The 26278-nt window shown below is 73.1% G+C and carries 21 protein-coding genes; 10 read left to right on the forward strand and 11 right to left on the reverse strand.

Annotation, left to right across the window (positions count from 1 at the left end; all coding sequences use genetic code 11):
* Nucleotides 1-94 precede the first annotated feature (94 nt).
* Nucleotides 95-1819: a PQQ-binding-like beta-propeller repeat protein gene (locus tag ACIP37_RS15445; RefSeq protein WP_400843988.1), complete on the reverse strand. Its 1725-nt coding sequence runs from the start codon at nucleotides 1817-1819 to the stop codon at nucleotides 95-97.
* 418 nt (nucleotides 1820-2237) lie between these two features.
* Between ACIP37_RS15445 and ACIP37_RS15450 the strand changes: the two genes are divergently transcribed.
* From ACIP37_RS15450 to ACIP37_RS15460, 3 genes are all read left to right on the forward strand, one after another.
* Complete coding sequence (locus ACIP37_RS15450) at nucleotides 2238-3416, forward strand: ROK family transcriptional regulator (RefSeq protein ID WP_063349467.1); 1179 nt, start codon at nucleotides 2238-2240, stop codon at nucleotides 3414-3416.
* Nucleotides 3417-3661: 245 nt separating this feature from the next.
* Entirely contained in the window at nucleotides 3662-5569 is a 1908-nt protein-coding gene (gene dxs / locus ACIP37_RS15455) for a 1-deoxy-D-xylulose-5-phosphate synthase (RefSeq protein ID WP_363580376.1), read from the forward strand.
* A gap of 137 nt (nucleotides 5570-5706) precedes the next feature.
* Nucleotides 5707-7236 (forward strand): glycosyltransferase family 39 protein, encoded by a 1530-nt coding sequence (locus ACIP37_RS15460; RefSeq protein WP_363580378.1) that lies wholly within the window; start codon nucleotides 5707-5709, stop codon nucleotides 7234-7236.
* A 75-nt stretch (nucleotides 7237-7311) separates the two neighbouring features.
* Here the strand turns inward: ACIP37_RS15460 and ACIP37_RS15465 are convergent, their stop codons facing one another.
* From ACIP37_RS15465 to ACIP37_RS15485, 5 genes are all read right to left on the reverse strand, one after another.
* Nucleotides 7312-9441, reverse strand: a complete 2130-nt coding sequence (locus ACIP37_RS15465; protein ID WP_400807418.1) for a 3-hydroxyacyl-CoA dehydrogenase NAD-binding domain-containing protein — start codon at nucleotides 9439-9441, stop codon at nucleotides 7312-7314.
* A gap of 2 nt (nucleotides 9442-9443) precedes the next feature.
* The gene (locus tag ACIP37_RS15470; RefSeq protein ID WP_363580382.1) at nucleotides 9444-10688 is read right to left on the reverse strand and encodes an acetyl-CoA C-acyltransferase; all 1245 of its coding nucleotides are present in this window, start codon (nucleotides 10686-10688) and stop codon (nucleotides 9444-9446) included.
* Nucleotides 10689-10926: 238 nt separating this feature from the next.
* Nucleotides 10927-12171, reverse strand: a complete 1245-nt coding sequence (locus ACIP37_RS15475; protein ID WP_363580384.1) for an HRDC domain-containing protein — start codon at nucleotides 12169-12171, stop codon at nucleotides 10927-10929.
* Between the two features lie 163 nt (nucleotides 12172-12334).
* Entirely contained in the window at nucleotides 12335-13069 is a 735-nt protein-coding gene (locus ACIP37_RS15480; protein ID WP_063349472.1) for a response regulator transcription factor, read from the reverse strand.
* Nucleotides 13070-13389: 320 nt separating this feature from the next.
* Nucleotides 13390-14052 carry a DUF3000 domain-containing protein gene (locus tag ACIP37_RS15485; protein WP_363368843.1) on the reverse strand — a complete coding sequence of 221 codons (663 nt, stop codon included), beginning with the start codon at nucleotides 14050-14052 and terminating at the stop codon, nucleotides 13390-13392.
* 146 nt (nucleotides 14053-14198) lie between these two features.
* Between ACIP37_RS15485 and hemE the strand changes: the two genes are divergently transcribed.
* A complete protein-coding gene (hemE, locus tag ACIP37_RS15490) occupies nucleotides 14199-15302 on the forward strand; it encodes a uroporphyrinogen decarboxylase (protein WP_063349474.1) in 1104 nt (367 codons plus the stop codon).
* A 56-nt stretch (nucleotides 15303-15358) separates the two neighbouring features.
* On the opposite strand, the gene ACIP37_RS15495 is transcribed toward hemE, so the two are convergent.
* Nucleotides 15359-16321: a DUF4349 domain-containing protein gene (locus ACIP37_RS15495; RefSeq protein WP_400807424.1), complete on the reverse strand. Its 963-nt coding sequence runs from the start codon at nucleotides 16319-16321 to the stop codon at nucleotides 15359-15361.
* An 88-nt stretch (nucleotides 16322-16409) separates the two neighbouring features.
* On the reverse strand, nucleotides 16410-16862 hold the full coding sequence (locus tag ACIP37_RS15500; protein ID WP_363627966.1) for a DUF523 domain-containing protein: 453 nt from the start codon (nucleotides 16860-16862) through the stop codon (nucleotides 16410-16412).
* A 55-nt stretch (nucleotides 16863-16917) separates the two neighbouring features.
* On the opposite strand from ACIP37_RS15500, the gene ACIP37_RS15505 reads away from it, so the two are divergent.
* From ACIP37_RS15505 to hemQ, 3 genes are read left to right on the forward strand one after another with little or no spacing between them, the layout of a single operon-like run.
* Nucleotides 16918-17490 carry a Uma2 family endonuclease gene (locus ACIP37_RS15505; protein WP_363618745.1) on the forward strand — a complete coding sequence of 191 codons (573 nt, stop codon included), beginning with the start codon at nucleotides 16918-16920 and terminating at the stop codon, nucleotides 17488-17490.
* 34 nt (nucleotides 17491-17524) lie between these two features.
* Entirely contained in the window at nucleotides 17525-18958 is a 1434-nt protein-coding gene (gene hemG / locus ACIP37_RS15510; RefSeq protein WP_363627965.1) for a protoporphyrinogen oxidase, read from the forward strand.
* On the forward strand, nucleotides 18955-19680 hold the full coding sequence (gene hemQ, locus ACIP37_RS15515; RefSeq protein ID WP_363580394.1) for a hydrogen peroxide-dependent heme synthase: 726 nt from the start codon (nucleotides 18955-18957) through the stop codon (nucleotides 19678-19680). Before hemG ends, hemQ begins: the two co-directional genes overlap by 4 nt.
* Nucleotides 19681-19731: 51 nt before the next feature.
* Here hemQ and ACIP37_RS15520 read toward each other — a convergent pair whose 3' ends face one another.
* The 3 genes from ACIP37_RS15520 to ACIP37_RS15530 all read right to left on the reverse strand — a co-directional run bounded on the left by ACIP37_RS15520 (nucleotide 19732) and on the right by ACIP37_RS15530 (nucleotide 23035).
* Entirely contained in the window at nucleotides 19732-20514 is a 783-nt protein-coding gene (locus ACIP37_RS15520; protein WP_363580396.1) for a TIGR04222 domain-containing membrane protein, read from the reverse strand.
* Nucleotides 20515-20583: 69 nt separating this feature from the next.
* A complete protein-coding gene (locus ACIP37_RS15525; protein ID WP_363627964.1) occupies nucleotides 20584-21681 on the reverse strand; it encodes a TIGR04222 domain-containing membrane protein in 1098 nt (365 codons plus the stop codon).
* A 40-nt stretch (nucleotides 21682-21721) separates the two neighbouring features.
* Nucleotides 21722-23035 (reverse strand): DUF692 domain-containing protein, encoded by a 1314-nt coding sequence (locus tag ACIP37_RS15530; RefSeq protein ID WP_400843991.1) that lies wholly within the window; start codon nucleotides 23033-23035, stop codon nucleotides 21722-21724.
* Between the two features lie 266 nt (nucleotides 23036-23301).
* On the opposite strand from ACIP37_RS15530, the gene ACIP37_RS15535 reads away from it, so the two are divergent.
* From ACIP37_RS15535 to ACIP37_RS15545, 3 genes are all read left to right on the forward strand, one after another.
* A complete protein-coding gene (locus tag ACIP37_RS15535; protein WP_363627962.1) occupies nucleotides 23302-24222 on the forward strand; it encodes a GNAT family N-acetyltransferase in 921 nt (306 codons plus the stop codon).
* A 116-nt stretch (nucleotides 24223-24338) separates the two neighbouring features.
* Nucleotides 24339-25142, forward strand: coding sequence for a hypothetical protein (locus ACIP37_RS15540; protein WP_363580404.1), 804 nt, complete (start codon nucleotides 24339-24341; stop codon nucleotides 25140-25142).
* Nucleotides 25143-25263: 121 nt separating this feature from the next.
* The gene (locus tag ACIP37_RS15545) at nucleotides 25264-26277 is read left to right on the forward strand and encodes an MBL fold metallo-hydrolase (RefSeq protein WP_363627961.1); all 1014 of its coding nucleotides are present in this window, start codon (nucleotides 25264-25266) and stop codon (nucleotides 26275-26277) included.
* Nucleotide 26278: the final 1 nt, after the last annotated feature.

The following is a 26278-nucleotide window of genomic DNA, read 5'->3' on the forward strand; positions in this document are numbered from 1 at the left end:
CGCAGGCGGGGCGGGTCCGGACAGATCGCCCGTTCCCGCCCCGCCAGGACGAGCCGCGAGGGCTCGTGTCCGAGGGGTGCTCAGCCCCCCGCCGTCACTTCTTCCACTTGGTCAGCGGTGCGTCGGAGCTGCCGCGGCGGAAGGCGTACACGGCGCTGCCGTCGCTGGAGAGGACGTACTCGGACATGCTCATCCCGATGTCCAGGCCGTTGGGCATGGCCATGGTGCCGAGGTCGGTCATCGAGCCGTCGGCCGGCGAGAGCGTCACCAGCCGGGCGGGCTTGTTGTAGCCCTGGCTGACGATGGCGCGGACCTTGCCGTCCTTGTCGGTGCCGGACACCAGCCGGATGTCCTGGTTGGACGTGGCGCTGGCGGCGGACCAGATCCGCTTGCCGGTGGTCAGGTCGTACGCGTTGACGGCCGACTTGGCGCCGGTGATCTGGGCGTACAGGGTGGTGCCGCTGACCACGTTCTGGCTGTAGGCGTCGGACTGGCCGGACAGCCGCAGGCTGTCCGCGCCGGGCTCCTTGACCGACATCTGGTTGCCGGGCTTGTTGCTCTTGTCGAACGGCAGGATGTAGTCGCCGTTGGGGCCGCTGCTCATCAGCAGCACCAGCGGCTGGTCCTGGACGACCTTGTCGATCCGCTCGATGCTGCCGGTGAGGGTGATCGGCGTGCTGGCGGCCTTGCCGCTGTCGGCGTCCACGATGACCAGCTGCGACTTCGGGCCGGAGCCGCCGTAGCAGCGGTCGCTGACCGCGATCTGGCTGCCGGCCGCGCGGCCGTAGAGGCTGCAGTCCTTGTCGCGCGGCTGGAACTGCCAGGCGGCCGAGCCGTTGTCGATGTTCAGGCCGCCGACCACGTTGCCGCCGATGGCGACCACCTTGTCGGTGACGCTGAGCGTCGGCGAGGACATCCGGTCGGTGGAGACCTTGACGCTCCAGAGCAGCTTGCCCTGGCTGACGTCGACGGCGCCGATGGTGGAGCAGTCGCTGTCACCGGTGTTGAAGGAGACGGCGGCGATGTTCTTCGAGTTGGCCGAGTAGGAGGCGGTGCACACCTCCTTGCTGCCGGCCGGGACCGGGATGTTCCAGGCCTCCTTGCCGTCGGAGGTGTTGAACGCCCGGATGCCGGTGCTGTCGGCGCGCACCGCGACCTTGTCGCTGCCCCAGATGCCGAGCAGCTGCGAGCCGCTGTCCGCGTTGGCGGCCTTGGGGGCGTTCCAGGCGATGTTGTAGCCGGCCCCGCCGGTGTTGCCACCGGTGGTGCTGCCGCTGGTGCTGTCGGCGGTCGGGGCGTTGGTGACGGTGCCTCCGGAAGTGGCGCCACCGGACGTGGTGGTGCCGCCGGAGCTGGCGTTCGGCGTGGGGTCGGGGTCGTTGCCCTTGAGGAGCACGACCAGCCCGGCGACGATGGCGATCGCCAGGACGCCGCCGATGATCCCGCCCCACAGCATCACGGGGTTGCGCTGCTTGGGCGCGGGGGGCAGCGGCGCGCCCGGGTAGTACCCGGGCTGCTGCTGCGGGTATCCGTAGCCGGCGCCGTAGGCCTGCCCGCCGTCCGGCGCGCCGTAGGCGCCACCGGGCATCGGGTCGTACGGGCCGACCGGCGCCCCGGCCGGCGGCGGCGGAGCCTGGCCGGGGAAGGCGGCCGCGGTCGGCGCGTACGGCTGGTAGCCGGCACCGGCACCGGCACCGGCACCGGCACCGGCGGCGGGCGGCTGCGCGGGCGGAGCCGGCGGCTGGGCCGGCGGCGGCCCGGCGGGCGAGGCCGGGCCCGGGATCGCCGCGCCGTCGAGCTGTGTCACCTGGTCCGCCACGGCGGCCGGATCCACGCCGCCGGGCGGGCGCCCGAACGAGACGCCCCGATTGTCCTGCGGGCCGCTGCCCGGCACTGCGCCTGCCCCCGGCGTAGGGTGATCCCCTGCCATCTGATTCCCCGTCATTCCTGGAAGCGCCCCCCTGCCGATACCGCCCCGCGGTCCGGGGGGACGCGTGAGATAGGGCACCATGCTAGTGGTGGGTGTTTTTCGGTCGAACCCAGGACTCCGTCGGCCCGTTTCCGTCCGCTCCCCCGCCACCTCCCCCCGCCACTTTCCCCCGCCGCTCCCGGGCCCGCCGCCGGTCCCCGTCGCCCCGTCCCGGCCCGATCAGCGCCGATCCGCGGCACAGGCCCTACCCTTCAGGAGTTGAAGGGGACGTCCCGGCGGAGGGGTCCCCGCCCTGGGAGGGTGGATCATGTCGACGGACACACCGGGCTCGCAGTCGTCCTTGCACCGGGCGAACCTGGAGCGGGTGCTGCGCGCGGTGCGGACGGCCGGCTCGCTGACCCAGGCCGAGATCGCCCGCGGCACCGGTCTGTCCGCGGCCACCGTCTCCAACATCGTGCGGGAGTTGAAGGAGAGCGGCACCGTCGTGGTCGCCGACACCTCCTCCGGCGGCCGGCGGGCGCGCAGCGTCTCGCTCAGCGGGGACGCGGGCATCGTGGTGGGCATCGACTTCGGCCACACCCACCTGCGGGTCGCGGTCGGCAACCTCGCGCACCGGGTGCTCGCCGAGGAGAGCGCCCCGATCGACGTGGACGTCTCCGCCGCGCAGGGCTTCGACCGGGCCGAGGCGATGGTGGAACGGCTGCTCCGGCAGGCCGGGTTCCGCCCGGAGAAGGTGATCGGCGTCGGCCTCGGCGTGCCCGGCCCGATCGACGTGGAGACCGGCGCGCTGGGCTCCACCGCGATCCTGCCCGGCTGGACGGGCATCGCCCCGGGCCGGGAGCTGGCCGAACGGCTCGGCATGCCGGTGCACGTGGACAACGACGCCAACCTGGGCGCGCTCGGCGAACTGGTCTGGGGGGCCGGGCGGGGGCTGAGCGACCTCGCGTACATCAAGGTCGCCAGCGGGGTCGGCGCCGGACTGGTGGTCAACGGCCAGATCTACCGTGGGCCGGGCGGCACCGCCGGTGAGATCGGGCACATCACCCTGGACGAGGCCGGGCCGGTCTGCCGCTGCGGCAACCGCGGCTGCCTGGAGACCTTCGTGGGCTCCCGCTACCTGCTCTCCCTGCTGACCCCGACCCTCGGCCCGGACCTCACCCTGCCCCGGGTGGTCGAGCTGGCCCATCAGGGTGACCTCGGCTGCCGCCGGGTGATCGCCGACGCCGGCCGGCAGATCGGCACCGGCGTCGCCACCCTGTGCAACCTGCTCAACCCGCGCCGGGTGATCCTCGGCGGCGACCTCGCCGAGGCCGGTGAGCTGGTGCTCTCCCCGATCCGCGACTCGGTGGCCCGCTACGCCATCCCGAGCGCCGCCCGCCAGCTCTCGGTGGTCCCCGGCACGCTGGGCGGCCGGGCCGAGGTGCTCGGCGCGCTGGCCCTGGTGATGAGCGAGATGGGGGAGTCCGGGGCGCTGGGGCGGGGCTGAGCCGCTGCGGCCCGGATCTTTCCCGAACGTCCATTCGTCAATCCAGGGTGACGCGCGACCCCCGGGCCGACCTCCGGGAATGGCGGTAACGGGTCGGTGGCACCGGGCGCGCCGCTCGGTGTCCGGCAAGCGGACATTAGACTCGACCGGTCGGCACCGGCCGCGACCGCCGGCCCGCCGCCAGACCGGGCAGCGACGCCCGTCGGACCGCCCGCGGTCCGCGAACACTGAACGAGGAGGAACGGGTGGCCCTGCTGACCCGCATTCGGGGACCGCGTGATCTCGACCGGCTCACGCCGGGACAGCTGGCCGCACTGGCCCAGGAGATCCGGACCTTCCTGGTGACCGAGGTCGCCAAGACGGGCGGCCACCTCGGCCCCAACCTCGGCGTGGTGGAGCTCACCATCGCGCTGCACCGGGTCTTCGACTCGCCGCGCGACCGCATCCTCTTCGACACCGGCCACCAGAGCTACGTCCACAAGCTGCTCACCGGCCGCCAGGACTTCTCGATGCTGCGGATGAAGGGCGGCCTGTCCGGCTACCCGTCCCGCGCCGAGTCCGAGCACGACGTGATCGAGAACTCGCACGCCTCCACCGTGCTCTCCTACGCCGACGGCCTGGCCAAGGCCAACAAGATCCTCGGCAAGCCGGACCCGGTCGTCGCGGTCATCGGCGACGGCGCGCTCACCGGCGGCATGGCCTGGGAGGCGCTCAACAACATCGCCGACGCCAAGGACCGCCCGCTGGTCATCGTCGTCAACGACAACGAGCGCTCCTACTCGCCGACCATCGGCGGCCTGGCCAACCACCTCGCCACCCTGCGCACCACCCAGGGCTACGAGCGCTTCCTCTCCTGGGGCAAGGACGCGCTGCAGCGCACCCCGGTGGTCGGCCAGCAGCTGTTCGAGACGCTGCACGGCGCCAAGAAGGGCCTCAAGGACTTCATCGCCCCGCAGGGCATGTTCGAGGACCTCGGCCTCAAGTACATCGGCCCGATCGACGGCCACGACCTGACCGCCCTGGAGTCCGCGCTGACCAAGGCGCGCGGCTTCGGCGGCCCGGTGATCGTGCACTGCCTCACCGAGAAGGGCCGCGGCTACCACGCCGCGGAGAACAACGACGAGGACCGCTTCCACGCGGTCGGCAAGATCCACCCGGAGACCGGCCTGCCGATCAAGAACGCCGGCGGCCGGAGCTGGACCTCGGTCTTCGCCGAGGAGATGGTCGCGCTCGGCCACGAGCGGGACGACATCGTCGGCATCACCGCCGCCATGCTCCACCCGGTCGGCCTCGCGCCCTTCGCCGAGGCCTTCCCGGACCGCATCTTCGACGTCGGCATCGCCGAGCAGCACGCCGTCACCAGCGCCGCCGGCCTGGCCACCAACGGGCTCCACCCGGTCTTCGCGGTCTACGCGACCTTCCTGAACCGGGCCTTCGACCAGGTCCTGATGGACGTCGCCCTGCACAGGCTGGGCGTCACCTTCGTGCTCGACCGGGCCGGCGTCACCGGCGACGACGGCGCCTCGCACAACGGCATGTGGGACATGTCGATGCTGCAGATCGTCCCGACCCTGCGGCTGGCCGCCCCGCGCGACGCCGACCAGGTCCGCGCCCAGCTGCGCGAGGCCGTCGAGGTCAAGGACGCCCCGACCGTGGTCCGCTACTCCAAGGGCACCGTCGGCCCGGCCGTCCCGGCGGTCGGCCGGATCGGCGGCATGGACGTGCTGCGCGCCGCCGAGGAGCCGGGCGGCACGCACCGCGCGGACGTGCTGGTCGTCTCGGTCGGCGCGATGGCCGCCACCAGCCTGGAGGTCGCGGACCTGCTGGCCGCCCAGGGCATCACCGCCACCGTGGTGGACCCGCGCTGGGTCAAGCCGGTGGACGCCGCCCTGCCGGGCCTGGCGGCCGAGCACCGGGTGGTCGTCACGATCGAGGACAACGGCCGGGTGGGCGGTGTCGGCGCCGCGGTGGCGCAGGCGCTGCGCGACGCGGACGTGGATCTGCCGGTGCGCGACTTCGGGATTCCGCAGGAGTTCCTGGACCACGCGAGCCGGAACGAGATCCTGGCCGAGATCGGCCTGAACGCCCCGGACATCGCCCGAAAGGTGACGGCCCTGGTCGCCGGCCTGGACGCGGCTCGGGTCGAGGCCTGAGAACGGGCCCGGAACGCGTTCCACCGACGACCGTTCGTCGTAACTCCGTAACAGTTCGTCACGAAACAAGCTGACAATCGCACCGAAAGGCGGGACCGGCGCCGCCCGCGCCGATCCCGCCCGGTAGGTTGTCATCCGTGCCCACCCCCACCCGCTTCCGCTTCGCCGGAATGGCCGAGCGCCTGCCCGAGCGCGTCCGTACCCATGTGCAGACCGGGTACTGGACGAGGCTGGTGCCGGTGCTCGCGCTGGTCGCACTGCTCACCCACATCCCGTCCTTCGCCCGGCCCGTCTGGAGCCCCGACGAGGGGTTCCTGGCCACCCAGGCCCGGATGCTGGCCGACGGCGGAGTGCTGTACGACACCGTGGTGGACCGCAAGCCGCCGTTGCTCCCCTGGCTCTACCAGGCCTGCTTCACGATCTTCGGCTCCGCCTCGCTGTGGCCGCTGCGCACCCTGGCGGTGGGCGCCCACCTGGTCACCGCGATCCTGCTGGCGTCCATCGCCCGCGGCCGCTGGGGCAACCGGGCCGGGGCCGGTGCGGGGCTGCTCTACCTGCTGGTCTCCATCGGGCTCTCCCCGGAGGACACCCAGGCGGCGACCTTCGAGGTCTTCATGCTGCCCGCCATGGTGGCCGCGTTCCGGTACGCCGAGCGCCGCCGCTGGCTGGCCGCGGGCATCGCGGTGGCGCTCTGCTCGCTGACCAAGCAGACCGGCGGCGCGGTGCTGCTGCCCGTGCTCTGGATGCTGTTCCAGGACGCCCGCCGGCGCGGGGTGCGCTGGCCGCCCGCCCTGTTCAAGATCGGCTTCGGCTTCATCCTGCCGATAGCGCTGGTCGCGGTCATCCTGACCAAGCCCAAGGGCTTCCTGTTCTGGGTGGTCACCGGCAGCGGGGACTATGCCTCCTTCGGCGGCGCCTGGCTCCAGATGATCGGCCGCGCGCTCGGCAACTCGGCCATCCTGGTCGCGGCCGGGCTGGGCTTCCTGCTCCCGGTCGGGCGCCGGCTCTGGCTCAAGCACCGCCACCGTCCGCTGCCCGTCGCCGGGGAGGAGCACGGCTCCACCGGCGACCTGTGGGTCTGGCTGGCCTCCTCGGTCGTCGCGGTCAGCGTGGGCTTCCACTTCTTCGGCCACTACTACCTACAGCTGATCCCCCCGCTGGTGCTGCTGGGCACCGGGGCGGTGGCCACCTCGGCGGTCCGCTGGAAGCCCGTCCTGGTGTACACCACGGTCGCCTCGACGGTCTTCTGGGCGCTGGCCCTGGCCTGGCCGGGGGAGCGGCTCGACCGCACCACCGAGGTCGCCACCGCGGTCGCCGCCCAGACCACCCCCAAGGACACCGTCCTGGTCTGGGGCATGCACCCCGAGCTGTACTGGTTGGCCGACCGCAAGCCCGCCACCCGCTACCTGACCGCCGGCTTCCTGACCAACTACAGCGGCGGCAAGGACGGCAACGCCAACGTGGGCGAGCAGTTCAGCGTCAGCAACGCCTGGCAGACCTTCGACAAGGAGCTCGCCGACAACCTGCCCGAGGTCGTGGTGGACGACTCCGGCATCGCCCCGTACCAGCCGGTGCTGGTCCCGCGGATCGAGAACCTGCTGGACACCCACTACGAGATGGTCGGCGTCTTCGCCGACACCGTGGTCTACCGCCTCAAGAAGAGCTGACCGCCCCCGCACATGCCGGAGCCCCGGTGACCGTCCAGGTCACCGGGGCTCCGGCATGTGCGGGGGCGCTACGCGTTACGCGGGCACCGAAGCCACGCCGGGGGCGAGGAAGCGCTTGCCGTTCACCCGCTCCGAGACGCCCTCACGGTCCAGGTACGGGGTGATCCCGCCCAGGTGGAAGGGCCAGCCGGCGCCGGTGATCATGCAGAGGTCGATGTCCTGCGCCTCGGCGACGACACCCTCCTCCAGCATCAGGCCGATCTCCTGGGCCACGGCCTCCAGGGCGCGGTCCAGGACCTGCTCCTTGGTCAGCACGGTGTCGCCGAAGGTCAGCAGCTCCAGCACCTCGGGGTCGAGGACCTGCTTGCCGTCCACCCAGGTGTAGAAGCCGCGCTTGCCGGCCTTGACCACCTTGCCGAGGTTCTCGGAGACGGCGAACCGCTCCGGGAACGCGCCGTGCAGGGTCTCCGAGACGTGCAGCGCGATGGCCGGGCCGACCAGCTCCAGCAGCACGATCGGGGACATCGGCAGGCCGAGCGGCTCGACGCCCTTCTCGACGGTGGCGATCGGGGTGCCCTCGTCGATGATGGTCTGGATCTCGCCCATGAAGCGGGTCAGGATCCGGTTCACCACGAACGCCGGGGCGTCCTTGACCAGCACCGAGGTCTTCTTCAGCTTCTTCGAGACGCCGAAGGCGGTGGCCAGCGAGGCGTCGTCGGTCTGCTCGCCGCGGACGATCTCCAGCAGCGGCAGGATCGCGACCGGGTTGAAGAAGTGGAAGCCGACGACCCGCTCGGGGTGCTTCAGCTTCGAGGCCATCTCGGTGACCGACAGCGAGGAGGTGTTGGTCGCCAGCACGCAGGTCGGCGAGACCACGTTCTCCAGGTCCGCGAAGACGGTCTGCTTGACGCCCATCTCCTCGAACACGGCCTCGATCACGAAGTCCGCGTCGCCGAAGGCGGCGGCCTTGTCGAGCGAGCCGCTGACCAGGCCCTTGAGACGGTTGGCCTTGTCCTGGCCGATCCGGCCCTTGCCGAGCAGCTTGTCGATCTCGGCGTGGACGTAGCCGACGCCCTTGTCGACGCGCTCCTGGTCGATGTCGGTGAGGACCACCGGCACCTCCAGACGGCGGGCGAACAGCAGCGCCAGCTGCGAGGCCATCAGACCGGCGCCGACGACGCCGACCTTGCTGACCGGGCGGGCCAGCGACTTGTCCGGCGCGCCGACCGGGCGCTTCGCCCGGCGCTGCACCAGGTTGAAGGCGTAGATGCCGCTGCGCAGCTCGCCGCTCATGATGAGGTCGGCCAGGGCCGCGTCCTCGGCGTCGAAGCCGGCCTGGAGGTCGGAGTCCTTGACCTGCTGGATGATGTCCAGCGCCTTGTAGGCGGCCGGCGCGGCGCCGTGCACCTTGGCGTCGGCGACCAGGCGGCCCCAGGCGACGGCGTCGTCCCAGGCCTTGCCGCGGTCGATCTCCTCGCGCTCGACGACGACGTCGCCCTTGAGGACCTTGGCGGCCCACAGCAGCGACTGCTCCAGGAAGTCGGCCGGCTCGAAGATCGCGTCGGCGATCCCCAGCTCGAACACGTCCTTGCCCTTGAGCTGCTTGTTCTGGTTCATCGAGTTCTCGATGATGACCTTGATCGCCTTCGAGGGGCCGATCAGGTTCGGCAGCAGGGTGCAGCCGCCCCAGCCGGGGACGAGGCCCAGGAAGACCTCCGGCAGCGAGAACGCCGGGACGCCCGCGCTGACCGTGCGGTAGGTGGCGTGCAGGCCGACCTCGACGCCGCCGCCCATCGCCGCGCCGTTGTAGAAGGCGAAGGAGGGGACGGGCAGCGCGGCGATCCGCTTGAAGACCTCGTGGCCGCCCTTGCCGATGGCCAGCGCGTCCGCGTGCTCCTTGAGCAGCTCGACGCCCTTGAGGTCGGCGCCGACCGCGAAGATGAACGGCTTGCCGGTGACGGCGACGGCGACGACCTTGCCCTCGGCGGCCTCGGCCTCGACCTGGTCCAGCGCGGTGGACAGCTTCAGCAGCGAGCCCGGGCCGAAGGTGGTCGGCTTGGTGTGGTCGAAGCCGTTGTCCAGGGTGATCAGGGCCAGCTTGCCGGCCTGCAGCGGCAGGTCCAGGTGGCGCACGTGCGCGGTCGTGACGACCTCGCCGGGGAACAGCTCGGCGCCGTGCTGCAGCAGCTCAGTGGTGCTCGTCATGTTCACTTACCACCCTCGAGCTCGGACGACTTTTCCGCTCCGCTCCAGTGCGGGTTCTCCCAGATGACGGTCCCGCCCATGCCGAAGCCGATGCACATCGTGGTGAGGCCGTAGCGGACGTCCGGGCGCTGCTCGAAGCGGCGGGCCAGCTGGTTCATCAGGCGCACGCCGGAGGAGGCCAGCGGGTGGCCGAAGGCGATCGCGCCGCCGTACGGGTTGACCCGCTCGTCGTCGTCCGCGATGCCGTAGTGGTCGAGGAAGGACAGCACCTGGACGGCGAAGGCCTCGTTGACCTCGAAGGCCTGGATGTCGTCGATGGTCAGACCGGCCTTGGCCAGCGCCTTCTCGGTGGCCGGCACCGGGCCGATGCCCATGACCTCGGGCTCCACGCCCGCGAAGGCGTAGGAGACCAGGCGCATCTTGACCGGGAGGCCGAGCTCCTCGGCGACGTCCTCGGCGGCCAGCAGCGAGGCGGTGGCGCCGTCGTTGAGGCCGGCCGAGTTGCCCGCGGTGATGTTGCCGTGCGGGCGGAAGGGGGTCTTCAGACCGGCCAGGCTCTCCATCGTGGTGCCCGGGCGCATCGGCTCGTCCACGGTGGCCAGGCCCCAGCCGGTCTCGCCGACCTCGGGGTTGGTGTTGCGGATCGAGATCGGCACCAGGTCGGGCTGGATGTCGCCGTTGGCGTACGCCTTGGCGGCCTTCTCCTGCGAGCGCACGGCGTAGGCGTCGCAGCGCTCCTTGGTCAGGTGCGGGAACCGGTCGTGCAGGTTCTCCGCCGTCATGCCCATGAACAGGGCGGACTCGTCGACCAGCTTCTCGGAGACGAAGCGCGGGTTCGGGTCGACGCCCTCGCCCATCGGGTGGCGGCCCATGTGCTCGACGCCGCCGGCCACGACCACGTCGTACGCGCCGAAGGCGATGCCGCCGGCGGTGGCGGTCACGGCCGTGAGCGCACCGGCGCACATGCGGTCGATCGAGTAGCCGGGGACGGACTTGGGCAGGCCGGACAGCAGGGCGGCGGTGCGCCCGATGGTCAGACCCTGGTCGCCGATCTGCGTGGTGGCCGCGATGGCGACCTCGTCGATGCGCTCGACGGGCAGGTTCGGGTTACGGCGCACGAGCTCCCGGATGCACTTGACGACCAGGTCGTCGGCGCGCGTCTCGTGGTAGATGCCCTTCGGGCCGGCCTTGCCGAACGGGGTGCGGACGCCATCGACGAAGACGACGTCCCTCACGGTACGAGGCACGGGGGCTCTCCTCCCAGGGACCAACATTTGAGGTGGGCAGGCTGCCGCCGGTGAAGACCCGAGCGGCGCCGCTTCACCGTCATGCTACCGGTCGGTAACCAACCTGCCCAGGCCTCACGGAGGGTTCACCCCGTGTGTCCCGCGACACGTCCGACCGGCGGAGTTCGAAAGACGGACCCCGAATACGCCGAAGGGGGTGTCGTCACGAGGACGGCACCCCCTCCGGACGCGCTCCAGGTCAGTCCTGGGCGGCCGCGGCCTCGGCGAACGCGGCGGCCACCACCGGCGCCACCAGGTCGACCTGCCACTGCCGGGCGCCGAGCCGGCGCAGCGCGGCGGCCACGCCCGCGGCGGCCGGATCGGCCGGCGGCTCCCAGGAGACCCGGCGCACCAGGTCCGGGGTGATCAGGTTCTCGGCCGGCAGGTTGTGCCGCTCGGCGAGGTCCGCGACCGCGGCGCGCGCCCCGGACAGCCGGGCGGCGGCCACCGGGTCCTTCTCGGCCCAGGCCCGCGGCGGCGGCGGCCCGTCGTGCGGCGCGGAGGCCGGCGGCAGCTGGTTCTCCGGGACCTCCCGGCCCCGCTGGACGGCCGCCAGCCACTGCTCCAGCTGGCGCCGGTGCACCCGCGGCCCGAAGCCCTGGACGCCCTGCAGCGCGGCGATGTTCAGCGGCATGGCCAGTGCGGCGTTGACGATCGCGGCGTCCGAGAGCACCCGGCCCGGCGAGACGTCGCGCTCCTGCGCCAGCCGGTCCCGGGCCAGCCACAGCTCGCGCACCACGGCCAGCTGGCGGCGCCGGCGGACCTTGTGCAGCTGCGAGGTGCGGCGCCACGGGTCGGTGCGCGGAGCCGGGCGCGGTGCGGCGGCGATCGCCGCGAACTCCTCCAGGGCCCAGCCGAGCTTGCCCTGGGCGTCCAGCTCCTGTTCGAGTGCGTCGCGCAGCTCGACCAGCACCTCGACGTCCAGAGCGGCGTAGCGCAGCCACGGCTCGGGCAGCGGGCGGGTGGACCAGTCGACCGCGGAGTGCTCCTTGGCCAGGCTCAGCCCGAGCACGCTCTCGGTCATCGGCCCGAGGCCGACCCGGGCGAAGCCGGCGATCCGCCCGGCCAGCTCGGTGTCGAACAGCTGCCGGGGTCTCATGCCGACCTCGGCCAGGCAGGGCAGGTCCTGGGTGGCCGCGTGCACCACCCATTCGGTGTCGGCGAGGGCGTCGCCCAGGCCGCTGAGGTCGGGGCAGGCGATCGGGTCGATCAGCGCACTGCCGGCGCCCGCACGGCGCAGCTGAATGAGGTACGCGCGCTGCCCGTAGCGGTAGCCGGAGGCCCGCTCGGCGTCGACGGCGACCGGTCCGGTGCCCCCGGCGAAGGCGGCGACGGTGGCGGCCAGCGCCTGCTCGTCCGCCACGACGGGCGGGATCCCCTCCTTCGGTTCGAGGAGCGGGACCGGGGCTGCTTCTTCTGGGATGGCTGCTACGGCGTCGGTCACCCACCAAGGGTACGACGGTCCTCGCGGCCGGGAGTGTTGTCGGACTGGTCAGACCGGGTCCGTGACTATGCCACGGGGCCCGGGCGGTGGCCGAGGGGCACGGCTACGGCGGCCGAGGAGGAAACGTTCCTCCTCGACCGCCGTGGCGGGTCCGTCCGAGGACTCAGTGGATGATGCCGGTGCGCAGCGCGACCGCGACCATCCCGGCGCGGTCGCCGGTGCCCAGCTTGCGGGCGATCCGGGCGAGGTGGCTCTTGACGGTGAGCGCGGACAGGCCCATCGCCACCCCGATCGCCTTGTTCGACTGTCCTTCGGCGACCAGCCGCAGCACCTCGACCTCACGGCCCGACAGCTCGCGGTAGGCGGACTGCTGCGTGCCCGGCGCACCGGGCGCACCGGGGGCTCCGTGGGTTCCGTGGGCGCCCGGCGCACCCACGGCGCCCGGCATGCCCGGCATGCCGGGGCGGCGCATCCGCCCGGCCAGCCCGGCGGCGCCGAGCGGCAGACCCGGGCGGCCGGGCATCGCCACGTTGGTGCGGGTGCCCGTGACGACGTATCCCTTGACGCCGCCGGCCAGCGCGCTGCGGACGGCGCCGATGTCGTCGGCGGCGGACAGGGCCAGGCCGTTGGGCCAGCCCGCGGCGCGGGTCTCGGCCAGGATGGTCAGGCCGGAGCCGTCCGGCAGGTGTACGTCGGCGACGCAGATGTCGCGCGGAGTGGAGACCCGGGGGCGGGCCTCGGCGATCGAGGACACCTCGATCACGTCCCGGACGCCGAGCGCCCACAGGTGGCGGGTGACGGTGTTTCGGACACGGGGATCGGCGATGACCACCATGGCGGTGGGCTTGGTCGGCCGGTAGGCGACCACGTTTGCGGGGTGCTCAAGAAGGACCGACACCAGGCCTCCTGCGGGGAGTGGCGGACGGAACCCCGAGGGGGCGGTCGGAGTGTTCCGCGTTCGGAAAGGGTCACAGTCTGCTTCGGCAGCTACCGTGCCCGGCTTTAGCGAAAGATCACGATCTAGTGAGTAACAATACGGACAAATCGCGCATATGAGTGATACGACCCGTCCTGAATTCGCACAAAATCGATCAGATCTGGTGCTGATCGGTCGGTTTCAGCCGGTTAATTGACCCAGAGCGGGTTCGAAGTCACACTCCGTCAGCCCTGGGGGTGGCATCGGGGCGGTCGGGGCCGCCCGGCCCGGTGCGCCACTCCTCAGTGCGAACGAGGACGCCGCCGCGCGGGCATCGGGACCACCCCACCGAGTGACGGCACATCGGCCGGCGCCTGCGGGGCCGGCGCGGCCGGCGGCAGGCCGGCGCTGATGCACAGCAGGTCCCCCCAGGCCGCCAGGTGCCGCTCGAACCGGCCGTCGGCCGGCGTCCAGGAGGCCCGGATCTCGATCTCGGTCGAGGACGGGCGGTCCGCCAGCCCGCCGAAGTACTGCGAGGCGCAGTGGCTCACCGTGCCGGACGGCTCCGCGTACCCGGCCCCGTGTGCCTGCAGCGAGTCCAGCAGCCAGGCCCAGCCGACCTCCGAGAGCATCGGGTCGCCGGCCATCTCCGGCTCCAGCTCCGCCCGGGTCATCGTCACCACCCGGAACTCCCCGTTCCAGGCCTCCTGCCCGGCCGGGTCGTACAGCAGCACCAGCCGGCCGTCCGCCAGCTCCTCGCCGTCCACCTCCACCGAGGCGGTCACCGCGAACGCGTACGGGGCCAGCCGGCGCGGGGCCGGCGCGGGGGAGAGCTGGATCTCGGGCCGCAGACGTGCTCCGTCGAGGGCCTCCACGGCGGCCCGGAACTCGCTCGGAGCCCCCTCCCGACCTGTTCCGCCACCTGCTCCGCCACCCTGCGCGGGGTGCCCGCCGACCGCTGCCATGACCCGAAGACTAGGTCGAAAACCGCGGTTAAGGCCGCAACTTCCGTCCGAGCGGCGTGCCGGAACGGCAAACCCGGCCAGATCTTGGAGGAACCGACGAGACCGGCCGGGAAGAGCGCCCCGAGGCGCATGCGAAGATTTGGACCGTGAGCGAGACTACGGCAGACACCACGGCGGCCACCCCCGACGGCAGGCCCACCCCCGCGCGCCGCGGCGCCGCGCACGACTCCGCGTTCCTGCGCGCCTGCCGGCACGAGCCCGTGCCGCACACCCCGGTGTGGTTCATGCGCCAGGCCGGCCGCTCGCTGCCCGAGTACCTGAAGGTCCGCGAGGGCATCCCCATGCTGGAGTCCTGCATGCGGCCCGAGCTGGTCAAGGAGATCACCCTCCAGCCGGTCCGTCGGCACAAGGTGGACGCGGCGATCTTCTTCAGCGACATCGTGGTGCCGCTCAAGGCCGTCGGCATCGACGTCGAGATCAAGCCCAACGTCGGCCCGGTCATCGCGGACCCGATCCGCACCGCCGAGGACCTCAAGCGGCTGCGCCCGCTGGAGCCCGACGACGTCCCCTACATCACCGAGGCCGTCGGCCTGCTGGTGGACGAACTCGGCGAGACCCCGCTGATCGGCTTCGCCGGCGCCCCCTACACGCTGGCCAGCTACCTGGTCGAGGGCGGCCCGTCCAAGAACCACGAGCACACCAAGGCCATGATGTACGGCCAGCCCGAGCTGTGGGCCGCCCTGGTCGACCGGCTCGCCGACATCACCTCCACCTTCCTGAAGGTGCAGATCGAGGCCGGCGCCTCGGCCGTCCAGCTCTTCGACTCCTGGGTCGGCTCGCTGGCCCCCGACGACTACCGCCGCTCGGTCATGCCGTCCAGCACCAAGGTCTTCGACGCCGTCGCCTCCTACGGCGTGCCGCGGATCCACTTCGGCGTCGGCACCGGCGAACTCCTCGGCCTGATGGGCCAGGCCGGCGCGGACATCGTCGGCGTCGACTGGCGGGTGCCGCTGAACGTCGCGGCCGAGCGCGTCGGCCCCGGCAAGGGCCTCCAGGGCAACCTCGACCCGGCCGTGCTGTTCGCCCCCACCAAGGTCGTCGAGACCAAGGCCCGCGAGGTGCTGCACGCCGCCCAGGCCCTCGGCACCAGCGGCCACATCTTCAACCTCGGCCACGGCGTCCTGCCGTCCATGGACCCGGACGCCCTCTCCCGCCTCGTCGCCTTCGTCCACGAGGCCAGCGCCCGCTGACCCCGGCGGCGTGCCCCCTCCCGACCGGGCGGGGGCACGCCGTGCTCAGTCCTCGCTCAGTCCTCCGCGGGCCCTTCCCGCGGGCCGGACTCCGGGGGCAGCGCGGTCGCCGGGCGGCGCCGGCGCCGCAGCCGGTACACCAGCGCCGCCGGGACGCCCAGCACCAGCAGGAACGGCGCCACCGCCGCGAGCCCCACCGCCAGGGCGCGCACGATCGCCACCAGCACGTGCCAGCCGCCGCCCAGCGCGGAGCCGACCGACGCCCCGAAGTCCTCGCCGCCGCCCTTCGGCGGTGCCGGGGTGGGCGTCGGCGAGGCGGCCGCACGGCGCACGTCCAGCGTGACGGTCGAGAACGAGGTCTTGCCGGCCAGCTCCTTCTGCTGCTTCTGGAGCGACTCCAGGTCGGCCTCCCGGCGGCTCAACTCGGCCTCCAGCGTGGTCACCTCGCTCAGCGACTTCGCCTGCCCCATCAGCGCCCGCACCCGCTCCACGCTCGCCTGCTGGGTCTGCACCCGGCTCGCCACATCCGCGACCTGCTGGGTCAGATCGTCCGCCTGGCTCCTGCGGGACACCACCTGGCCCAGCGCGGCCAGCTGGTCCAGCGTCTGCTGGTAGGCGGCGGAGGGGATCCTCAGCGTCAGCTGGCCGCCCGCCTCGCCCCCCGCCGTGCTCCCCGGCCCGCCCTCCACCGCGCCGGGTACCGACTCGGTGCCGACGTAGCCACCCGCGGCCGCCGTCAACTCCCGGGCCTTCGCCAGCACCTGGGCGACGTCCCCGGTCCGCAGCGTCAACTGCGCGGTGTACGCGATCAGCCGGTTGTCCGCGACCGGCTGGGCGCTCGCCCCCGCCGCCGGAGCCGTCCCGGCGGCGCTCGGCGCGGCGGCCGGTGCCGCCGGGGCGACGGCGTCCGCCTTCGCCGCCTCCCCCGCCCGGCCCGCACCGCCGGCGCTGCACGCCCCGACCAGCAGCACGCCCGCGGTCGCTACCGCCAGCGCCCCCGTTCCTGCCCGTCTCCCCATTCCGAAGCCCTCCCCAAGTCCGCTGTGAGATCTGCCCATTGGACGAAGGAACGCCCCGAGCGGACCCCGCCGGGAGGTCGCGACTCGATCACAGCTCGGCAGCGGACCGGACAACCTCGATGCCCGCCCGCCGCAGCAGCGCCGCCGTCACCCCGTCCCCGGGGCGCAGCTCCCCGGTGAACGTCCCGTCGTACACCCGCCCGCAGCCGCAGGACGGGCTGCGCGCCATCAGCACCGCCCGCCGCGCCCCCGCGGCCTCGGCCGCCGCCAGCGCCGCCCGGGCCCCGGCCACGAACTCCGCCGTACAGTCCGCGCCCGTCGCGTCCACCACCCGGGCCCGCCCGTCCAGCACGTCCGCCCCGTCCCCGCCGACGATCTCCGCCGCAGGGCGCGGGGTCGGCAGCCCGCCGGCCCCCTCCGGGCACACCACCACCGCCCGCCCCGCCTCGACCAGCCCCACCACGTCCGGCGAGGTCTTCGCCCGCCCGTCGTACCGGCACGGCACCCCGGCCAGACACGCACTCACCACGATCGGTTCCATAGCACACAGCCTAGGCAGCGGCTCGCAGGGCCTCGGAACTCGCTATCTTGGGAGCATGAGCGAGCTGCCGGACTGGATGTACGCGCCCAGAGACGAGGGCTGGTTTGCCGATGACCTCGACCACCTGCCGCAGGCGCCGCGCCACACCGAACTGATCGATGGGGCACTGGTCTTCGTGATGTCTCCGCAGCGCTGGTGGCACGGTGAAGTTGTCGACAACCTGAAGATGGCGCTGATTCCCCAGGTCCCGGAAGGGGCCAGGGTCGGGCGGGAGATGTCGATCAAGCTCGACAGGCGGAACCGTCCCGAGCCGGACGTTCTCGTCGTCAAGGCCAATTTCGAGAGAAAGCGCACGCAGTTCACTCCTGATGAAGTCCTGCTCGTCATCGAGGTCGTCTCGCCTGAGTCCGTAGACCGTGACCGTTTCGTCAAGGTCCGCAAGTATGCCGAGGCAGGGATCCCGCACTACTGGATCGTCGAGGAGGAAGAGGGCGGTCGGCCAGCCGTACACGTCTACGAGCTGGACCAGGCGACCTCGGCGTACGTGCCCGCCGGGATCTTCCGGGAGTCGTTGGAGCGCCCGGTGCCGTTCCCGATCATGATCGACCTGAACGCGCTGGCGGATTGAGGGCCCGGTGTAAAGACCTGCGAGACTGCGAGGCATGTCGGATGCACAGGTCGTCGTCGTCGGTGGTGGGATCGCGGGGCTGGCTGCGGCCGCCTTTCTGAGCGGGGCCGCCGGGGGGCCGGCGCGGGCGCGGGTGACGCTGCTGGAGGCGTCTGAGCGGGTCGGCGGGAAGCTGCGGGGCGGCGAGGTCGGCGGGGTCCGGGTGGACCTGGGGGCCGAGTCGATGCTCGCGCGGCGGCCGGAGGCGGTGGAGCTGGCACGGGCGGTCGGGCTGGGCGAGGAACTGGAGCCGCCGACCACCGCGAAGGCCTCGATCTGGACGCGGGGCGCACTGCGCCCGCTGCCGGGCGGGCAGGTGATGGGCGTCCCGGGCGACCTGGACGCGCTGGCGGCCTCCGGAGTGCTCACCGCCGCGGGGCTGGAGCGGGCCCGGCACGAGGGCGCCACCGAGGTCGGGGACGACGTGGCGATCGGCCGCTACGTCGCCGACCGGCTGGGCCAGGAAGTGGTGGACCGGCTGGTCGAGCCGCTGCTGGGCGGCGTCTACGCCGGGCGGGCCGAGGAGATCTCGCTGCGCGCCGCCGTGCCGCAGCTGCTGGCGATCGCGCGGGGCGGCGGCTCGCTGGTCGACGGGGTGCACGAGCTGGCCTCGCGGCCGAAGGTGGTCGGCACACCGGTGTTCCAGGGCCTGCGCGGCGGGCTCGGCACCCTGCCGGAGGCCGTCGCCACCGCCTGCCGGAAGGCGGGCGTGGACCTGCGCACTGGTGCGCCGGTGGACGGGCTGCACCGCACCCCCGGGGGCTGGCGGGTGGTGACCGGCGACGGCGAGGTGCTGCACGCGGACGCCGTGGTGCTGGCCGTCCCGGCGCCGGCCGCGGCCCGGCTGCTGCGCGCGGACGCGCCGGCGGCGGCCGCCGAGCTGGACGCCGTCGAGTACGCGGGCATGGCGCTGGTGACCCTGGCGTTCCGCCGGGCCGACCTGGCGGAGCTGCCGGCCGGCAGCGGGTTCCTGGTGCCGCCGGTGGACGGGCGGCGGATCAAGGCGTCGACCTTCTCCTCCAACAAGTGGGGCTGGCTGGGGCGTTCCGCCCCGGACGCGTTCCTGCTGCGCACCTCGCTGGGCCGCTACCGCGAGGAGGAGGCACTGGAGCTGCCGGACGAGGAACTGGTGGCACGGTCGCTGGCGGACCTCCGGGAGGCGATCGGCCTGACCGCCCGGCCGTACGACACCGCCGTCTCGCGCTTCCGGGCGGGCCTGCCGCAGTACCCGGTGGGCCACCTGGACCGGGTGGCCCGGGTCCGGGCGGCGGCGGCCGGGGTGGGGGGACTGGCGCTGTGCGGCGCCGCGTACGACGGGGTCGGCATTCCGGCCTGCATCGGCTCGGCGGCCGCCGCGGTGGCCGCCCTCGACAAACTGTTGACCCCGGCAACCGGGGAAGGTTCCACGGAGAGGACAATGGGCGCATGACTGAGACCGTTGAGCGGCAGCCGGAGCAGCAGCCCGAGAAGAAGAAGGCGCGCGACCTGAACCAGGTCATCCGCTACACCATGTGGTCGGTGTTCAAGCTCAAGGGCACGCTGCCCGAGGACCGGACGGCGCTGGCCGCCGAGGTGGACGAGCTGTTCGCCCAGCTGGCCGCGAAGGACGTGACGGTGCGCGGCACGTACGACGTGTCCGGTCTGCGCGCGGACGCCGACCTCATGGTCTGGTGGCACGCCGAGGATTCGGACGACCTGCAGGAGGCGTACAACCGCTTCCGCCGCACCGGTCTGGGCCGTCAGCTGGAGCCGGTCTGGTCCAACATGGCGCTGCACCGCCCCGCCGAGTTCAACAAGTCGCACATCCCGGCGTTCCTCGCCGACGAGCGCGCGCGCGACTACGTCTGCGTGTACCCGTTCGTCCGCTCCTACGAGTGGTACCTGCTGCCGGACGCCGAGCGGCGCGCGATGCTCGCCGAGCACGGCCAGATGGCCCGCGGCTACCCGGACGTGCGGGCCAACACGGTGGCCTCGTTCGCGCTCGGCGACTACGAGTGGCTGCTCGCCTTCGAGGCGGACGAGCTGCACCGCATCGTCGACCTGATGCGCGACCTGCGCCCCTCCCGGGCCCGGCTGCACGTCCGCGAGGAGGTGCCGTTCTTCACCGGCCGCCGCAAGCCGGTCAGCGAGCTGCTCAACGGCCTGGCCTGAGTTCCGCGGGATCGGTGAACGGGGTTCGCTTCGGCGGGCCCCGTTTGCGTGTCACGTCCGGTGGGGGCGGAGGGCGGCGCGCAGGCGGGGGTCGGGGAGGACGGCGGGGCCGTTCATGGCGACGGCGGTGAGCAGTTCGCGCTCCTCGTCGTCCGCGAGGCCGTGCTGGCGGGCCGGTCGGACCTCGCGCAGCACCTCCTGGCCGACCGGGGACGCCCAGCGGGTGTAGGGGTAGACGTCGACCCGGGCCATCAGCAGGGTGCCCGAGGTGAGCACCAGCGGCAGCGAGAACCAGGCGAGCGGGGCGACGGTGTCACCGCCGGTGAAGCCGGTGAGGGTCAGCGCGGCGGCCAGCAGGAGGAGCGTCAGCAGCAGTGCGTGCCGCACCTGCCGGACCACCAGGACGGTGCTGCGCTGGACCAGGGCCGGGGTGGCCAGGCCGGCCAGCGAGAGCCGGGCGCCGATCTCCAGGACGGTCGGGTGCTCGGCCATCGCCCGGCGCAGCCCGTCGGTGCGGCACTGGCCGTCGGGGCCGACGGTGACGATGACCGCGCGCTCCAGGCGGCTGCGGCCCCGGGGGTCGACCACCGTGGTCCAGCCGGTGTGCGCCAGGTGCAGCCGGCCCCGGCCGGCCATCAGGACGAGGGCGAGTTCGACCACCCGGTCCGGGCCGCCGGCCAGGTAGGCCGTCTCGTACAGCCCGATCCCGACGGCCTCGGGCGGGCGCAGGCCGTCCGCCTCGGCCAGGGCGTCGGCGGTGGCGGTCGTCCGGACGAGCCGGAGACACGAGAGGACCGCCGCGACGCACGCCGGTATCAGGAACAGCAACCACATGGGCTTGTTGTATGCCTGGGCCGATGGCGCGGGGAACGGCTTCCCGGACCGCGATACCGAACTGTGACGTCAGGAGCCGCAGCCGCCGCCACCACCGCAGCTCGACGAGGACGACCCGCAACTGGAGGAGGACGACCCGCAGCTCGACGAGGAGGAGCCGCAACTGCTGGAGCCGGAGCCGCAGCTGGAGGACGAGGATCCGCAGCTGCTGCCGCTTCCCCCGCAGCCGGAGGAGCCGGAGTGGGAGGAGCCGCACCAGGCCGTGGAGCCCCCGCAGGAGGACCCGGACGAGCTGCACGAGCTGGGGGGAGAGCTGGTGGAGGAGCCCGTCGAGGAGGAGGCGGCGTAGGAGCTCGCGGCGGCCGACTTCATCGCCTCGTCCTGGGCGGACGCGGCCAGCATCGCGGACCGCAGCTCGTCGTCCTCCAGCCCGGCGGTGGCCAGCCCGCCGAGCGCGAGGGCGCCCAGCAGCACGCCGCCGGTCGCCTTCGGCGACAGGCCGGCGCTCGGCGTCCACGGCGTGCCGACCTTCATCAGGGAGAGCTGGCGCCGCCCGGCCGGGGTGATCCGGCCCTTGGCTGGCCAGGTGACGAGCAGGCTGATCCCGCCGAAGACCAGGAGCACCACCGGGATCCACAGCGCGGGGCGGTCGGAGCCGGCGCCGCCCTCGTCCAGCACGTGGGAGAGGACGGTCGAGACGGCGACGCCGAGCAGCGCGAGCCAGAGCAGCCGCCGGGCGGTGCGGGCCCGCCGCAGCCGCTCGGGGTGGCGCATCAGGCCGCGGTCGGCGAGCCGGTCGCCGATCTCCTGCACGGCGGCGGAGCGCATCACGGCGCGGCGCAGCGGGGCGAGTTCACGGCTGCCGCCCGGGCCGACGGCGTCCAGGACGGCCTGGTCGACGGCGTCGTACGGCTTGTGCCCGGTGAGGGTGACCAGGCCGGCGCGGCTGATCACGGCCCGCTCGGAGAGGTGCATCCGGATCAGGGCGGTGTCGAAGACCCGGCCGGGGCCGCCGGACAGGAAGGCGGCGTCCATCAGCGGCAGGCCGCGGCCCGGCAGGCCCTGGACGTGCGGGACGTGGCCGACCCGCTGCTTGGTCCGGGACGCGTACAGCGAGGCCGCCACCAGCAGGACGGCGGGGATGACGAAGTAGGTGTTGTGCCACATGGGCGGGTTCCCCCCGAAGGTGTGCGGTGAAGGCGGGTGCTCAGCGCCGCAGGGCTCGGCGCAGACGGGCGAACGCGCCGGGCGGCCGCTCGGCGGCCGGGTGGAGCCACTGCTCCAGGGACCGGCGGTGGTCGGCGGCGAGCGGGCCGCCGTCGGCGAGCGCCCAGGCGGCGAAGGCCCGGGCGTCGGCGCGGTAGCCGCCGGTCTGCGGGTGCTGGCGGGCGTAGTCGAGGAACAGCGGCCCGTACGGCCGGCCGAGCAGGCGGGGCAGTTCGGGGGCCACCTTGGCGACGGTGTCCCGCCGTTTGGTGGCCAGGCCGGTGGACTGGGCGCGGACCTGGTCCGGGTCGAAGCCGGGCGGGACGGGCCCGCCGGCCACCAGGGCGGCGAGCAGGTCCTCCTGGCGCCGCGCCAGCCGGGCGCGGGTGCCGCTCGGGCACGCTCCCGCCGCGGTCCCCCGGGGCTCGGCGCGGGGGGCCGGTGGGGCCGTCCGCGGGGTGCTCCCCTCCAGCACCCGGCGGACGGCGTCCAGTTCGCCGGCCAGCTCGCTGGGCGGCGGGAAGTCGGCGTCCCGTTCCAGCAGGACGCCGGGTGGTGCGACCCGTGCGCAGAGTTCGGCCAGGACCTCCAGCACCGGTTCGGTGACGGGGTGGGCGTGGGTGTCGTGCCAGACGCCGTCGACCAGGGTGCCGCCGGCGACGTGGACGTAGGCGAGCGCCTCCAGCGGCAGGCGGTCCAGTTCGGCGGCCGGGTCGATGCCGAGGTTGACCCGGTTGGTGTGCAGGTTGGCGACGTCGATCAGCAGCCGGACGCCGGTCCGCTCGACCAGTTCGGCGAGGAACTGCCCCTCGGTCAGCTCTTCGTCGGGCCAGGCCAGCTGGGCGGCGATGTTCTCCAGGGCGAGCGGCACCGGGAGCTGGTCCTGGGCGATCCGGACGTTCTCGGCGATCACCCGCAGCGAGTCCCGGGTGCGGGGGACGGGCAGCAGGTGGCCGGCCTCCAGGCCGCCGGCCCGGACGAACGCCAGGTGTTCGGTGACCAACGGGGAGTCGAGGGCGAGTGCCGCCTCGGCGAGCTTGGCGAGCCGGGCGGGGTCGGGCAGGTCGGCGCCGCCGAGGCCGAGCGCCACGCCGTGCGGGACGACGGTGACGCCGCGGGCGCGCAGGACGGTCAGGGACTCGGGCAGGTGGTCGGCGCAGATGTTCTCGGCGACCACCTCGACCCAGTCCAGGCCGGGTTGGCGTTCGACGACGGTGTCGATCTCGCTGCGCCAGCCGAGGCCGACGCCGAGGCGGGGCGCGCCGTCCCGCGCCGGGGTGGCGGAGCCGGGCAGGTCCAGGGCAGGGGAGGTCATCGGTTCGCCCCCTTTCGGAGGGCCGGGTGGGGAGGCCGCCGGGTGGTGCGGGCTTCGTCGCCAGGACCGCGCGGCCGTGTGCTGAGGATGTCCCCGGGTGGGACGGCTGCCAAGCCCCGCCCGGTCTTCTCAGAGCATTATTTGAGCTTGCCGCTGCGGGGGTGAGGGACTTTGGTCCCGAGCCGGGGCCGTTGCCGCAGGTGAGGCGCACCGGCGAGGGGAAATTCGAAGGCGCCGGACGGGCGTCGGGGTTAGCGTGGGAACCCATGACTTCTTTGACGATCCGTGACTTCCGCCCCGACGACGCCGAGGCCGTGGCCGCCGCCCACCGGGCCGGGCGCGAGCACCTGGTGATGACCTCCGAGGCCCTGCTCTGGCTTAACGGCCGGCAGAGCCCGGGCGAGCACTTCCGCACCTTCGTCGCCGAGCTGGACGGCCGGGTGGTCGGCGCGGTGCGCTGCGCGGTGGTGCTCGGGACGACGACCACCGGCGTCGGGTACGCCAACGGCAGCGTGCTGCCGCAGTTCCGGCGGCGCGGCGCGTCCACCGCGCTGCTGGCCGCGGCCGAACGGCACCTGGCCGGGCACGGAGTGAGCGAGCTGCACACCTGGCTGGACGACGAGCCCGCCTCGCTGGCCTTCGCCGCCGCCCGTGGCTACGAGCTCGGGCGCGCGGCGCAGTTCGGCGGACGGGACTTGGCGCTGCCGCTGCCGCAGGCGCCCGTACGGCCGGCCGGCGTCGAGCTGCGCCCGGCCGGAGACTGGGCGGCCGACCCACGCCCGCTGTTCCTGGTCGAGGCGGACGCCATCCAGGACGAGCCCGGCGAGGTGCCGATGGACGCCCTGGACTACGAGGACTGGCTGCGGGGCGACTGGGCCCGGCCGGACCTGGACCGGGCGCTGACCGTCGTCGCCGTGGTGGACGGCGAACCGGCCGCGTTCAGCATGGCGCAGACCGACGGGGTGGACCGCTACTGGTCCGCGTTCACCGCCTGCCGCCGGGAGTTCCGCGGGCGAGGGCTGAGCAAGCTGGCCAAGCTGGAGTCGCTGCGCCTGGCGGCCGCGGCGGGCTACCGGCGCGCGTACACCTCCAACGACGAGACCAATGCGCCGATGCTCGCGATCAACGCGTGGCTGGGGTACGAGCGGTGCGCGGGGGAACGCAAGGGGATCAAGCGCTTGAAGTGACGCCGGGTGCGGCGATCCTGACGGTGGGAATTGCCGCGAGGGGGGTATTTCCGGCCACGGAGGGGACTTAACCAGGGCACACAGTTCGTGGTCGAGTCTTCCTCCGTGGGGATGATATGGAGATCCTGCTCCAGGTGTTCATCGCATCGGTTCCGGCCGTGATCGGATTCCTCGCGGCCCGCTCCCTCGCCCGGACCAGACTGTTCCTGCGCTACGGCTTCCTGCGGGCGCTGCTGGCGCCGTACAGCCGGGTGCAGATCATCACGCCGAGCATCGAGGTCGCGGAGTTCGCCTTCACCACGGACGGCTGCCAGCTGACCAGCCGCGGGCCGAAGAACGTGCTGTTCATGCCGATGGCCGAGGCCAGGGCGATAGCGGGGCTCACCGACCTGCTGCGGAAGGTCAACCGGAAGGCGACGATCGAACTGGTGGTGGCCGGCGCGCAGGATCCCCGGATGCCGACGTTCTCGATCGGGGGCCCGAGCGTCAACTCCTATTCCGGCGGCGTGCTGGACGCGGTGTTCCCGGATTTCGCCATCGAGTACCCGGACGAGGCCCGCGCCCGGTGGGGCGGAATGACCTTCGAGGCGCTGTACAACCCAGCCGGGGAGCTGATCCGCGACCACGGCTTCATCTTCGTGACCCGCACGCCCCGGCAGGCGCCCTGCATCGTGCTCTGCGGGGTGTTCGCCTTCGGCTCCGCGATGGCGGTGGAGGCGTTGACCGCGGCGAGCCGCAACTCCCCGCTGGCGGCGCTCTTCCGCTCGGGGGAGAAAGGATTCGTCGCGGTGGAGGGGCGGGTCATAGGCCTGGACACCGTCGACGTCACGGTCGAGGTCTGCCGCACCCTGCCCGCGCCCCGGTCCGACGTCCCGTCGGGATTCCGGGGCGAGGTGTCCACGGGTCGTCCCGACGGTTGAGACGATTGGTCTCGACCACGAGGGGCGAAACCGGACAGCTCGGGAGAGTCTGGGGCAGCAACTCCTGGCAGCCGTACAGGTTTTGCCCCGCCCCTGACACACTTTGGGCATAATCGCGCACATGACGATCAACCGTGCGAACGTGAGCGCGATTGCCGAGGACCTGTACGTGTGGCTCCCCCCGAAGCGGGGCTGGGGCCTGGCCAACTGCGGGCTGCTGGCCTCGGCGAAGACCGCGCTCTGGATCGACACCCCCTACGACCCCACCCTGGCCGGGAAGTTCCTCGCCGCCAGCCGCCGCCTGCTGCCGGCCGGGGTCGAGGTCGACCGGGTGATCGTCACCCACGCCAACGGCGACCACCTGTGGGGCGCCGGAGTCGTCCCGGACGCCGAGGTGATCTCCACCCGTGAGGCGCTGGAGCACATCCACTACGAGCCCACCCCGCAGCAGCAGCACGCCCTCGTCGTCGGCGGCGACCCGGACTCCCCGCTCGGCGGCTACCTCAGGGAGCACTTCGGACGGTTCGACTGGTCCGCCACCGACCCCGTGCACCCCGACACCGTCTTCACCGGCGAGCTGGAACTGCGGGTGGGGGAGTACCCGGTGCAGGTGACCGGCCTGCCCGCCGCCCACACCGGCGGCGACCTGATCGTCCACCTCCCGTACCAGCGCGCCGTCTTCACCGGCGACGTGATCTTCGGCTCGACCCCCGAGTACCCCGGCGACCACCCGGTGCACTGGGCCGGCCCGCTGGAGAACGTGATCACCGCCTGTGAGCGGATCCTGGCCACCGGCGCCGAGATCTTCGTCCCCGGCCACGGCCCTGTGCTCGACCGCGACGGGGTTCGCCACCACATCGCTTACCTGACGTACGTCCGGGAGCGCGCGCACGCCCTGCACACCGCCGGGATCCCCGCGCTGGACGCCGCCCGGCGGGTGATAGCCGAGCAGCGCCACCCCGAACTCGGCCTGCCCGAGCGGCTGGTGCTCACCGTCGCCGCCGAGTACCGACACCTGGACGGCACCGAGGTGCCGAACGTCCTGGTGGCCATGGGCCAGGTCGCCCAGGTGGCCCGCGAACTGGCCGAGGACGCCGCCCGCAGCCCGCGCCCGCGCGCCGCCGCCCGGGACTGAC

Source organism: Kitasatospora sp. NPDC088861, from assembly GCF_044750105.1.
In the GTDB taxonomy this organism is placed as follows: domain Bacteria; phylum Actinomycetota; class Actinomycetes; order Streptomycetales; family Streptomycetaceae; genus Kitasatospora.

What these genes read in the sequence shown, in the direction of transcription:
- ACIP37_RS15450 (WP_063349467.1), top strand. Translation starts at nt 2,238, where the DNA reads ATGTCGACGGACACACCGGGCTCGCAGTCGTCCTTGCACCGGGCGAAC.
- ACIP37_RS15465 (WP_400807418.1), bottom strand. Translation starts at nt 9,441, where the DNA reads ATGACGAGCACCACTGAGCTGCTGCAGCACGGCGCCGAGCTGTTCCCC.
- ACIP37_RS15485 (WP_363368843.1), bottom strand. Translation starts at nt 14,052, where the DNA reads ATGGCAGCGGTCGGCGGGCACCCCGCGCAGGGTGGCGGAGCAGGTGGC.
- ACIP37_RS15495 (WP_400807424.1), bottom strand. Translation starts at nt 16,321, where the DNA reads ATGGGGAGACGGGCAGGAACGGGGGCGCTGGCGGTAGCGACCGCGGGC.
- ACIP37_RS15500 (WP_363627966.1), bottom strand. Translation starts at nt 16,862, where the DNA reads ATGGAACCGATCGTGGTGAGTGCGTGTCTGGCCGGGGTGCCGTGCCGG.
- ACIP37_RS15505 (WP_363618745.1), top strand. Translation starts at nt 16,918, where the DNA reads ATGAGCGAGCTGCCGGACTGGATGTACGCGCCCAGAGACGAGGGCTGG.
- hemG (WP_363627965.1), top strand. Translation starts at nt 17,525, where the DNA reads ATGTCGGATGCACAGGTCGTCGTCGTCGGTGGTGGGATCGCGGGGCTG.
- hemQ (WP_363580394.1), top strand. Translation starts at nt 18,955, where the DNA reads ATGACTGAGACCGTTGAGCGGCAGCCGGAGCAGCAGCCCGAGAAGAAG.
- ACIP37_RS15520 (WP_363580396.1), bottom strand. Translation starts at nt 20,514, where the DNA reads ATGTGGTTGCTGTTCCTGATACCGGCGTGCGTCGCGGCGGTCCTCTCG.
- ACIP37_RS15525 (WP_363627964.1), bottom strand. Translation starts at nt 21,681, where the DNA reads ATGTGGCACAACACCTACTTCGTCATCCCCGCCGTCCTGCTGGTGGCG.
- ACIP37_RS15530 (WP_400843991.1), bottom strand. Translation starts at nt 23,035, where the DNA reads ATGACCTCCCCTGCCCTGGACCTGCCCGGCTCCGCCACCCCGGCGCGG.
- ACIP37_RS15535 (WP_363627962.1), top strand. Translation starts at nt 23,302, where the DNA reads ATGACTTCTTTGACGATCCGTGACTTCCGCCCCGACGACGCCGAGGCC.
- ACIP37_RS15540 (WP_363580404.1), top strand. Translation starts at nt 24,339, where the DNA reads ATGGAGATCCTGCTCCAGGTGTTCATCGCATCGGTTCCGGCCGTGATC.
- ACIP37_RS15545 (WP_363627961.1), top strand. Translation starts at nt 25,264, where the DNA reads ATGACGATCAACCGTGCGAACGTGAGCGCGATTGCCGAGGACCTGTAC.